6 protein-coding genes are annotated in these 11,891 nt (G+C 36.3%); 4 read left to right on the forward strand and 2 right to left on the reverse strand.

What is annotated here, in order from left to right; translation table 11 throughout:
* Nucleotides 1-2: 2 nt before the first annotated feature.
* Entirely contained in the window at nucleotides 3-1,583 is a 1,581-nt protein-coding gene (locus tag H4J76_RS07695) for an MCP four helix bundle domain-containing protein (RefSeq protein WP_182231314.1), read from the reverse strand.
* 423 nt (nucleotides 1,584-2,006) lie between these two features.
* On the opposite strand from H4J76_RS07695, the gene H4J76_RS07700 reads away from it, so the two are divergent.
* Nucleotides 2,007-2,663 (forward strand): PilZ domain-containing protein, encoded by a 657-nt coding sequence (locus H4J76_RS07700; RefSeq protein ID WP_182214170.1) that lies wholly within the window; start codon nucleotides 2,007-2,009, stop codon nucleotides 2,661-2,663.
* A 248-nt stretch (nucleotides 2,664-2,911) separates the two neighbouring features.
* Complete coding sequence (locus H4J76_RS07705; RefSeq protein ID WP_182214172.1) at nucleotides 2,912-4,150, forward strand: response regulator; 1,239 nt, start codon at nucleotides 2,912-2,914, stop codon at nucleotides 4,148-4,150.
* Between the two features lie 174 nt (nucleotides 4,151-4,324).
* Here H4J76_RS07705 and H4J76_RS07710 read toward each other — a convergent pair whose 3' ends face one another.
* Nucleotides 4,325-8,695 carry a PAS domain S-box protein gene (locus H4J76_RS07710; protein WP_182230367.1) on the reverse strand — a complete coding sequence of 1,457 codons (4,371 nt, stop codon included), beginning with the start codon at nucleotides 8,693-8,695 and terminating at the stop codon, nucleotides 4,325-4,327.
* A gap of 402 nt (nucleotides 8,696-9,097) precedes the next feature.
* On the opposite strand from H4J76_RS07710, the gene H4J76_RS07715 reads away from it, so the two are divergent.
* Complete coding sequence (locus H4J76_RS07715; RefSeq protein ID WP_182230368.1) at nucleotides 9,098-10,507, forward strand: CorA family divalent cation transporter; 1,410 nt, start codon at nucleotides 9,098-9,100, stop codon at nucleotides 10,505-10,507.
* A 159-nt stretch (nucleotides 10,508-10,666) separates the two neighbouring features.
* Nucleotides 10,667-11,770, forward strand: a complete 1,104-nt coding sequence (locus H4J76_RS07720) for a GGDEF domain-containing protein (RefSeq protein WP_182214177.1) — start codon at nucleotides 10,667-10,669, stop codon at nucleotides 11,768-11,770.
* Nucleotides 11,771-11,891 lie beyond the last annotated feature (121 nt).

Consider the following 11,891-nt stretch of genomic DNA (forward strand, 5'->3'; position numbering starts at 1 on the left):
AGTTAATCTTTATCATTAATTTTTGTTATCTTTTGGGGCGAAACCAAAGGTAATTCTAAGGTAAAGCAGGTGTTTTTTCCTAATGTACTGGCTACTCTAATTTTACCACCGAGTAAATTGACGACAATATTAAAGATGATGCTCAGGCCTAAACCTGAACCTCCTTCACCAAGCCTAGTGGTAAAAAAAGGTTCAAAAACTTTGTCAATAAACGCTTTTGGGATGCCCTTACCATTATCTTCTACTTTGATAATGACAACTGAATTATTCAGATAAGCTGATATAGCGATAATGCCAGAGTCTGTACTTTCAAAACCATGAATAATGGCGTTATTAAATAAATTAGTCATCACTTGCCCCAAAGGACCTGGAAAACTGTCCATCTCTATATTTTTATCAATTACGCAGTCGAAGGTTATCCCTAGGCGTTTTATTTTATGGTGATGTATACGGATCACTTCGTCCACGACATCAGATAAGAAAAATATACGTCTTGCCTCACTCGTTTGGTCAACAGCCACTTGCTTAAAACTCTGAATGAGAACAACAGCTCGGTCTAAAGAATTCAGTAAAATATCTAAGCATTCATTGACTTCTATTTCGAAACTTTCCAAGTCAGAACGTTTTACTTTTTTTTCTTTAAAACGAATTGAAAACTTTTGAAAGTTATCTTTGATTGTACTGCCTATCGTGACAGCTATGCCTAATGGCGTATTAATCTCATGAGAAACTCCTGCAACTAGTGAACCTAAAGAGGTTAGTTTCTCTGTTTGGATGAGCTTGTTGTGTGCATGAAATAATGACTCAAGCATAGTATTAAATGACTCAGCTAATTCGCTAATTTCATCTTTACCTTCAATGTCGAGTTGAAGGAGAAGATCACCTGAATGAGTAAGACTTGCTATATGGCACTGTATTTTAAGCAGTGGCTCTAATATTGTGCTGATCAATAGCCAACCAATAAATAAGCCAATGGCAATAATAATAGCGGTAACCAAAATAATAAGAGAACGCGTAGTTTGATGATGTTGATGATTACTGTTGTATAGGGCTTGAGCTCCATCAATATTAGTTTCTAGCATACCTGCCATATTGAGTTGCATGTCATTAAAAAGCACGCCATATTCTTCATTAGCTAGTCTATCTGCAGCAATATCTTGGTTGCTTTTACTTAAAGTGATAATTCGCTCGGTTAACAACTCAAACGTTGTTAATTGAGTTTTGAATTTATAGAGTAGTTTGGTTTCTTCGCCACTGTCTAATGTTTGTTCAAATTTAGTCAGTGAAGCACGGAAGTTGACTGATGCATTACTGATTTTTTGCTCAGTGTCTCTCATAGACTTATCGTCAGGAGAAAGAATATGACTTTTTATTAGTACAAACTCTTCATATAAATATTTTCGAGCGTCGGTAAGATTAACAAAACTGACAAAATAATTATCATAAATATCTTGACCGTTTTTGTTAATGGTGTTCGTTGAATTTATTGCAATAAGGGAGATGATTAAAGGTAATATAATAAAAACACTAATAGATAATGGGATTTTTTGTGAAATTTTCATGTTGCGAAAAAGTTCAATCATCAATAAGACTCTTTATAAAATTTACATGTTTCACGGTTTAGCTAATAAAAATACTAATAAATATTAACTAATTAGCTTATTAAAAGCCGATAGTGGCGTGCTCATTACCTTTTAACAATAGCTTAATATGAAGGTTAAAAACATCAGTAAATAACCTTTTGCCGATAGTTTAAAAGCTACCAGCGGTTACAATAGGCTATAAAGCCTATTTATAAAGTGTTGCTGCGCTTAATAGCGTTAAAAACTTGCAGTCAATTATATTATTATTAAAACTTTATCGCTTTGTGGCTAATAAATATTGATAGTATGAAAATCGATGATATATTTAATTTTAACACAATTAATAACCTGCAATGAATGAGTTGATAAGTTAACTTATCAATTTAAACCTCTACAGGGCATGGCTTACTAGGAGAACTATCAATGATTCGAGAAGATGTAACAAAGTCATTATCAATGCTAACCCCTGGCTCTGCCATTATTGTCGAAGTCTCAATTCCCCCCAGTAAAAAAATAAAATTTAAAAGTGTTTTTGTTGGTTTTTTACCCAAGCAATTTATGTTGATCCAATTACCCGATTTAAATCGTCATGTTGAGCTTACTGGCAATATTAATCAAGGGGTAGCCTGCACCGTTAGAAGTATCGTAGAAAAGCATGAAGGCGCGGTTGTTGCTTTTGTTACCAGTATAGAGCGCACGATAACTGTTCCAGCAAAAATGATTGTCTTGAACATTCCGCAACAGGTGGCCGTACGACCGCTACGAAAAGAAACGCGAATTGATACACAATTAAATATTGAAGCTTCGGTCAATAATTCGTTATTAAAAGGTATTATGGTTAATCTTTCATTAGAAGGCTGTTTATTAAGTGCCAAGAAGGAAGAAAATGTTGTTATCACCAAAGAAGATACCATTACCTTCGCTATTACTGACAAGGCCTTAAGTGACATCACATCAATAAAAGGTATTGTTTGCAATATTAAGTCATCGCCGACGATTGATTATTTTGGCGTTAAATTTGAAGATGAATCTTATGATGTTATTAAAAATTTGCTGATGAAAGTGATGTTTTCAAATTAACCCGTACACCTTAGCTGTTAATCACACTTTTGCTTCTTTTATATCCTTGATTTAGCTTATTTATATATTAATCTAATTGATAAGATGAAATGTATCCAAAGCATGCTCAACAGTGTTAGATTGTATTGACCTGAGCAGGGAAATTTACATACTCACTTATACTTTGATAAAGTCGAGTGGCCAATATTGCTAAGCAAGTTTTACACTCTTACAAGGTTAGCATTAGATAGTTGAGTCAAGGAGTTATAGTGCAGCATCATAATATTATTTTATACACGACCGAACGTGAAGATAGCGAGCTGTTAATTAAGGTGTTGATTGAACATTTTGATAAAGTACTTGTTGTTACTGCTTTGCCGGAGCTTGAGAAACAGCTTAAAGATGAAACGCCTAAAATAATTTTAATCGACGCAACCTCTTTTCAACGATCTTTAATGATCTATTACAGCTCGCTTAAATCAGTTTTAGTAGGACAAACGTGCGAACATTTTATTGTTTCTGTTGTTTCTGCAAGGGAAGAAAACGAAGCTTATGAAGCTTATGATAACGATATTATTGATGACTATATAATTACCAATCCGCTTTATGAGAAAAAACGTGCAGTTGTTGTTTGTTCTAATTTACTGACTAAGCTGGGCATTGGTCTCAAAAAAAATGCTGCCTTAGATTATATTTATAACAAAGAGTCATATGCAAAAGAAATTAGAGAAACGGTACTGCACGGCTTAGAGCTGAAAGAAAGACTTAGGTTGTCTTTTGAAGAGAGTATTACCGACGTTGAACACTCTATCAGTAAAGCAACAGAGCAAATTAAACTCAAACACAATGTTAATATTAATCTTGATGTAGTCAAGAATATTTTAGCGTCGATACGTTCAAACGAAATTCGACCTAGGCTGGTGGAACTGCAAAGTAAAGCATTAGACTTGCTCAGTGGATTAATCAGTGACGTGGAAAATATAGCACAAGAAAGTAATGAAGCGGCTCAATCTGATAAAAGCGAGCAAGTACATCCACCAACTTCTTTTAATAAGCTTTATAATGCAAGTAACGCCGATGCGGTAAAAGAATTAGATAAGATACAAGGGGATAATAAATCAGCCGCTATTAATATTCTATTGGTTGAAGATGATCCCATTAGCATACATTTAACCAATACACTGTTGCACAAGTATAAACTCAACGTTCAAACCGCTAGTACCGGTAGAACGGCCTTAATTTGTCTTAATAATATACGTTTTGATATCGTTTTACTCGACGTAAGTCTACCCGATACCAATGGTTTATATATTTTAGGACAAATGAAACAGGGCAACGGCAAAAATTTTGATACGCCACTTATTATGTTAACCGGTAATAAAAATAAACAAATAGTAAAAAAAGCTATTGAACTAGGCGCAAAAGGTTATCTCATTAAACCTTTAACGCAAGGCGTTGTTGCTAAGCTATTTAAGGAAAATAACATTCCTTTAATTGAAAAAAGATAAACAATCACAACCCTCAGTTAACTATTCGTGCCGTGGGTAAGTGGCCGACGTTTTCAGCAATTAATACGCTAAATAATAAGAGTATTCAGTAGCGACGTGTGATTGATGAAAACGTTTATAACAATATTTTCAGTCACCGCTATAGATAATCACTGACAAACGCCATAACATGGCCTAAAAGTTTGCCGCTATCTCGTCAGACACTCGAATAAACTCAGCATAAAGTTTATGGCTTAACGTTATAATTTCTTGTGTATTTTCTTCTTTAGCGAATTGTTCCAATTGCTCACAATAATGACCTAGTAATATCGCTCCAGCGCCCCGGGTTGAAGATTTAAGCTTGTGTGCCAGTTCCATTACACTCTGCCAATCTTTATCGGTAATGTGCACGGCTAATTCAGCGAATAATGGTTTGCTATGTTGTTGATAAAATTGTAAAAAGCTTTGTTGCGCTTCTTTATCATCACCAAAGCATTCAACCAATGCTGAGATGTTTATTGCCGGTTTTGCTATCATTTTAGTGACTTGTTCATCGGTCAATTCAGGTGGTGATTCTATTTTAAATTCATCTTCGAGTTCTTCTTCAACTAACCATTTACTGAGTAAAGCTTTTAAGCTATCTAGCTTCATTGGCTTAGTCACGTAGTCATTCATGCCAAGTTTAATGCAGTGTTCGGCTTCATTTCGCATCGCGTTAGCGGTGATTGCTATAATAGGTATCTGTGTTGTGCCGCCTTGTTCATTCTCTCGCACCTTTTGGGCAAATTCGAAACCATCCATGATCGGCATTTGACAATCTGTCATGATCAGGGAAAATGAATATTGCGTCATTTTAGTTAAGGCTTCTTCACCATGGTTGGCAATGATCACAGCATAACCAAATAGATTTAGCTGACGCTCTAATACCTGTTGATTAAAGACATTATCTTCAACAATCAAAATTAGTTTATTACTGGCTTGTGCTTCAGTAACACTGGGTATAGATAACGTCTTAATATCTTGCTTTAGACAACTTATAAGTGGATTTTTTTGATCCATAATACGGGCAATGGCCCAGTATATTTTTTGTGGTAAAAACGGATTACTGGCAATAGTTGTCGCGTGTTCAGGGTAAAAGGGTAAGTCGAAGTCATGCCACCTTTCAAGGATCAGTATATTAATATCCTCATCACTGTTGTTGGGTAACTGCATTTTAACTTCTGGCCAAAGGCTAATAACTTGTTCTGCTGAAATAATAATAAGATCATAATTTTCAGCAGAAATAAGCTTGCTTAATTCTGTTGGCGAACTTGGTGCTAAATGACAATGTGCGCCAAGCTCTGTTAGACCTTTGTGCAAGATATTATCGGTAATTCCATCGTAAGCAATGAGTAAAATATTTAAATGATAGAGTTTTACGCTCAGGGTCGATGTCTTTTTATTTTCAGTTGCTATTAAAGGTAAATCGACATGAAATTCTGTACCATCACCTATCACGCTTTGACAACTTATTTGTCCTCCCATCATAGTGGTTAACTTTGAGCAAATAGATAAGCCGAGTCCTGTGCCACCAAACTGACGATGAGTGCTACTGTCTGCCTGTGTGAAAGCATCGAATAAATGAACTTGTTGATCCTCACTAATACCAATACCATTATCTTTAACCGTTAATCGAAATAATTTTTTGTTTTGGCTATTATCTAAATAATCAAGCTTAACCTCAATAAGGCTTTGCGGCTGTTCATTGTTGTGAGTAAATTTAATCGCATTACCTAATAAATTAAGTACAATTTGCCTTAACCTAATGGGATCGCCTAGCATTGACTCAGTCATATGATGATTAGATGAACAAACCAACAATAATCTTTTGCTTTGTAATTGCGATGATAGTAACTCTGCAGCGCCTTCAATAATCTCTGTCCAGGTGAACGGTATTGACTCTAAAGTCATTTTCCCCGCTTCTATTTTTGAAAAGTCGAGCACGTCATTAATGATTTGTAATAACGCCCATGCTGAATCTTTGGCAACATTGGCTAAATGGTATTGATCATCATCTAGTTCTGATTGCTGCAGTAGCTCTAACATACCAACAACACCATTCATCGGTGTTCTAATTTCATGGCTCATTGTTGCTAAAAACTGCGACTTAGAGTCGCTTGCCGCTTCTGCTGTTAAACGTGCTTGTTCTAATTCTTGCTGAGATTCTTTTAAGTCAGCTAATGTCTTTTCTGTTCTGTTACGTTGGTATTTAACATCAAGCAGCACATTGAGTGTCGCTTGACGAGATTGTTCTTTTTCAGCATCAAGTATTTCACGCTCTATTTCATTCTGTTTAATGTTGGTTATATCTCTGACAATACCTAGCATACTTAATGGTTCGCCACTTTCATCACGGGTAACCTCAGTTGATGTATTGATATACCTTAATTGCTTATCAGCTAATATTATTCGGCATTCATAGTTATAAACTTCTAACTTATTTAAGGCTTTTAGTTGGTGTATTCTAAATTGATAACGGTCTTCTGGATGGACAAGGTTTACAATAAGCTCTGAAGTCAAAGGCGTAGAATTTTTCTCAATACCTATTAATCTGTGCATGCCGTCTGACCAGTAAATGATATCGTTTTTAAGATCTTTCTCCCAACACCCCAAATGAGCAATACGTTCAGCCTCTTTTAAAAAAAGCTGCTGTTTTAGTAGCTTATCTTCATTGGCCTTTTGCCTTGTTATATCTTGATTTATCGCAAGAAAATGATCTATTTTACCATTACGGTCTCTAATGGGGGTAATGTCGGTAGTGCCCCAATAACAGCTACCGTCTTTTTTCTTATTGTATAATTGACCACTCCAATGCTGGCCTTCAATAATTTTTTGCCAGAGCTGCTGATATTTATCGGTGTTTTTGTGTCCAGAATCTAGCAGGTTGGCATTTCTCCCTAAAACTTCTGTTTTTGAATAGCCGGTAGTTTCGCTAAAGGCTTTATTGACGTAGACAATTTTACCAATCAAATTGGTGATCAATATCGCTGAATGACTTTGTTCAACAGCACTTTCTAGTACCAGCAGTCTTCCTTCTAATTGTTGTATTGTGCTTAAATCAGAAATAATGGCAGTAAAAATATTATCTTGAGTGGTTTTATGGCTGCTTATCGCAACACGAGCTGAAAATTCACGACTGTCACTAGCCTTAGCTTGCATAATTCTGAAACTGTCACATACACTGCTATCATTAACGATGTTTTTGATCCATTCCTGTAAGTTTTTTTGTTCGTTTTTCATAAAGAAATCATTGAAAAACATCGATTCAGCGCCTTTCCTATCAACCAAAAACAGTAAACCAGCGACTTTATTAAAGCGTATTATTTCCCCTTTTGCGTTAAAGGATATAATGGCATCAGGAGCGTTATTAAGCATAGAATAAAGGTACTGCTCTGAATCGAAGATGGCAGCTGCGCTGCGTTTTTGCCAATAAAAAGCAATAACTAAAATAAACAAACTCAATAACACCGTTTGCAATAGCTGCCAGAAAAAGCCATGTACTATTTTCTGTTGAGATTGCAATACATCCATTTCACTGACTTCTGCGCCGATACCTAAGCCTAAAGTACTGTTCCACAACCAAGCGCCTAATACGGGCTGGCCACGATAATCTAAATAGCTTTCTTCGCTGTAACCTGTGTTGCCTTCTAATGCCGACTGAGCCAATTTTGTATAAATGGGGGCTTGCGTTTGTTCACTAGTCGTTGGTTTCAACGGAAGCGTTAATGATATCGCTAAGACGCTAGATTGCTCTTTCGTTAGTCTTCCCTCGGACCTAAGTTCTGGCTCAAATTGACTGGCGGTTAATAAACGAGCTTTGGTGTCAAAGAAGTATGTTTGCTCTGATTTCCAAAAACTGTGCTGCTGTACTGTCGAAGAAAAAGCGCCAAACGGATTTAAACGTATGGCGAGCGCAGCAATAACTTGTTGTTCATTATCAAGTATTGGCGCAATAATAAAAGTTGTTGGATATTTTTGCTGTAGTTTTCCCTGAATGTTGACTAAAGGGGTTTCTGATAAAAGCGGAGGAATAAAAACGAGCTGACCATTGAAAACTTCAACAAGCTTTTTGGGGTATTGTTTAGCGATTATGTTGGGTTGCCCAATTAAGCCAGCAACCTTGGCAGTGAGGTTATTATAGTCAGGGGAAATAACATAAAACCCTTCATTTTCCTCAGCCAGAAGATAAGGTTCTAAAAAAGCAGTTAAATTACCAGTGGCTTTTGTCACCGCAGCAGAGTCGCCAATTGCTTGGGCCGCAACTAACTGTTTGACTTGTTTGACAACAATCGGTGAGGTTGACCAAGCTTTTACCTTGTTAAAATGAGACCTAACCCAGCCATTCTCTAGTAAGTCATTACTGACATTCACTCTGGCCTTTAAAATTTCTATTGCTTGTGTTTTTAGGGTATTTTCAACTTTGTTAAGGCTATACCAAGCTATTATTGTTGAGCCAATTAAAAATAGCACTACGGCTGCAGTGATTAGATATAGAGGAGATTTATATAAATTTGCGTATCGTGACATAATTACTTAATCCATTATTATAATCTTTATTTTGGCAGTCTTTCACCCGTGATACTTTCTTTTAAATAGTGAGCTTTGTTAGCGTTTATATCACTTTGTGATGAAAAACTTTTAAACACTCTTTATCGTTTAGTTAATTGCTTATGATGTTGTTATATATTTATTAATGAAACGGTTAATGTATGTTAACCAATTAATTAATAAACATTATTTTATCCTTAAGACTATGACTATAGGTTATTTCAAGATAAATAGATGCCCATAATTTAAATTATTACTGATAACTTTGCTGTGAAAATCACAACGAAAAGAGGGAACTTGAAATGCACTTACTGTTCTGTTTTGAAATGTGTTTACACATTTTAGCCTTAATAATACAATTAACACTTAATTAATTCTAAGGTGGATGAGAGTATCTTTATAACATCAAAAATTCGCTTGTTGCTCAATGAACGTGTCATGGGCTTTTTAGCGCTTATTTCACTTTTCATTGCTCTTGCGCCAACAGTCGTTGCGACTAATGAGCGCTTTTCTCAAGCGAAAGTTTTTTTGGAATGGGGGATCCTGGCCCTTTTCATCGTTGAATACGGCGTTAACTTTGTTTTAGCATCAAGTCGCCGTGTGTTTTTACTGGATCCGTGGCGTATCTTAGATTTATTCATCATCTGTACGGGCTTGTTATCTTTGATCCCTATGGCTAATGAACATTTACGTAATATTCCTGCTTTAAGACTGCTTAAATTCATCCGAATGGCTTTATTTGGTGTTCGAATGAAATTTGCTATGTCCTTAGATAACAATAAATTTTCGACAGTATCGTCACCACCAATACAGTCTTTTAGCGCCTATTCGTTAGTAGATAAAAATATTTGTGGCTACACTGAATTAACTTGGGGTAATGTTGTAAAGCGATTAAAGTCGTCAAGTAATGACTGGTTATTTGCTGTAGGGCTCAACTCTGAGCAACTCACAGAGGTTGCGGAGATTCTTCAAGCCCCTAAGTCTGCCTTAGATATGCTCTTTAAACATTCGTTGTACCCAAGAATAGAGCGAATGGATGAATACACCGCCATTTTTCTCTGGAGTCCCAAGGTGGTAAAACAGTCCGATGATAGTGTGCCGACCATAGAACGAAGTCCTATTCTTTTATTGGGCGCGAATAATAATATTATTACCTTGTCTGGGACAGAATCATCGTTAGTAGATGAAATAACAGTTGATTTAATGGAGGTAAGAATACCTGCACCGCCTCTGATGCAAGCGACAAGTGCGCTTATTCGTGTTCTTGTCGCACAATACACCGATGTTATTGGCACATTAGAACAGACGCTTTTATACCTAGATAAGCATCAAAAACAATTAGGTGATAAAAGCTTTTTAGACCAAACGTTTCGACTGCGTAATGAAATTACCAATGTTAGGGGTAACCTTAAGCATTTAGCGTCAGTGGTTCACCAACTTGCAGAAAAGCCTCTTGCAATTAAAAGTTTTGAATTGATGCCTCGACCTATCCTGACGGTATTAGCCGATGACGTTGATGGATTATTTGATAGTGCCGATGACTTAGTAACAACACTGGCAGCATTAGTTGAACTGCGCATTAATATGTCTTCATTTCAAATGAATAAGGTAATGCGGTTACTGGCTGTTATCACCACCATAACCTTAATCCCCACCATGGTTGGTGGTCTAATGGGAATGAACTTAATTGACAGCCCGTGGAATTTTACCCTTTATGAAGTGACTTTCTTTGTTGGTGTGGCGATGTCTTGTGGTATTTATATTTTTGCCAGTAAGGGCTGGTTTCGTTAAATGATAAAAAGTTTCGCCATTATTATCCTAGCGTATACACTTAAATTTATTAACAAAAAATAACTATTAGCTTTTTATTAATAGACGATTACATATAAAGCTAATTATCGACAGGAGCTAAACATCAAAAAACTGCCAGACATTCAACAACGTATTGATATGGATCTTAGACGTCGTTCGATGACAGGCATCCTTGTTTATGCGGTGATGTTACCGGCTGTATTTTGGCCATTTGATTTTCACACCGAAGAGCCTGCTTTGACCTTAGCTTTTGCGTTAAGCATGCTGGCAATTAGTATAGTGCGCCTTGCTCACTGGTTTTTTAGCGATGCTATTTATAATTATTCTCCTAACGTGTGGCGCAATTGCTTTACTTTTTTATCATTGTTACAGGCAAGTGTATTAAGCCTATTCTTTGGTTTAGCGATATATGACCCGCGTTTCACCCCTATTTTACATGTCACTATGTTGGCTATCGGTGGTATTGCCAGCAGTGCCATTGTTGCACTGACACCAAGAATACCTTTAGCTTTATTGAATTTAGGGATACTTCTAGTTCCATCAATAATAGCGGGTTTTATCATTGAGGATAAACTCCCTTATGCGATTATGATCCTCGTCTATGTAACCTTCATTGGTTTAATGGGCATTCGCTCTTCAGGTGAATATAACCGCTCTTTTGAAATTGAAACTCAACTGGATGGACAGAACAAAATTTTAGAACAACTCAACAAAATTGACTCACTGACAAATATTTTTAATAGGGGATATTTTAACAGTGAATTTGAACGCCAATGGCAAATGGGTAGCCGACATAAAATATCAACAGCATTAATGCTGATAGATGTTGATCACTTCAAAGTATTTAATGATAACCATGGGCATTTATGTGGAGACGCTTGCTTAATACATGTGGCTAAAGTGATTAAAGAAAATATTAAGCGGTCGACAGATCTCGTTGCGCGCTTTGGAGGTGAGGAGTTTGTGGTATTACTTTCAGGATATAGCGCTAAAGATGCCAAGGAACTGGCAGAAAAAATGAGACTTTCAATTGAAAGTACTCCTTTAGATTATGAGGGTAATACATTTAATGTCACGATAAGTATTGGTTTAGCTTCAACTATTCCCGATAGTCAATCTAATAGAATAATTCTACTAGAAGCCGCTGACAAAGCCATGTATAGCGTAAAAAAAGCAGGAAGAAACCAAGTTTCAAGTGTGATTGAATTAGACGCTACCCTCAGACAGTCTAATGATATTTAATTTTGAGGCGCTTTTTTAATACCTGAGTAACCCCTGCTCAATATGTAACCAAACCCGTAATATCAAGAGACAGAGTAGTTTACCCCGATAAGTAAGATAGCAAGTTAGCGGTATTCAAAGC

Source organism: Colwellia sp. BRX9-1, assembly GCF_014077195.1.
Lineage (GTDB): Bacteria > Pseudomonadota > Gammaproteobacteria > Enterobacterales > Alteromonadaceae > Colwellia_A.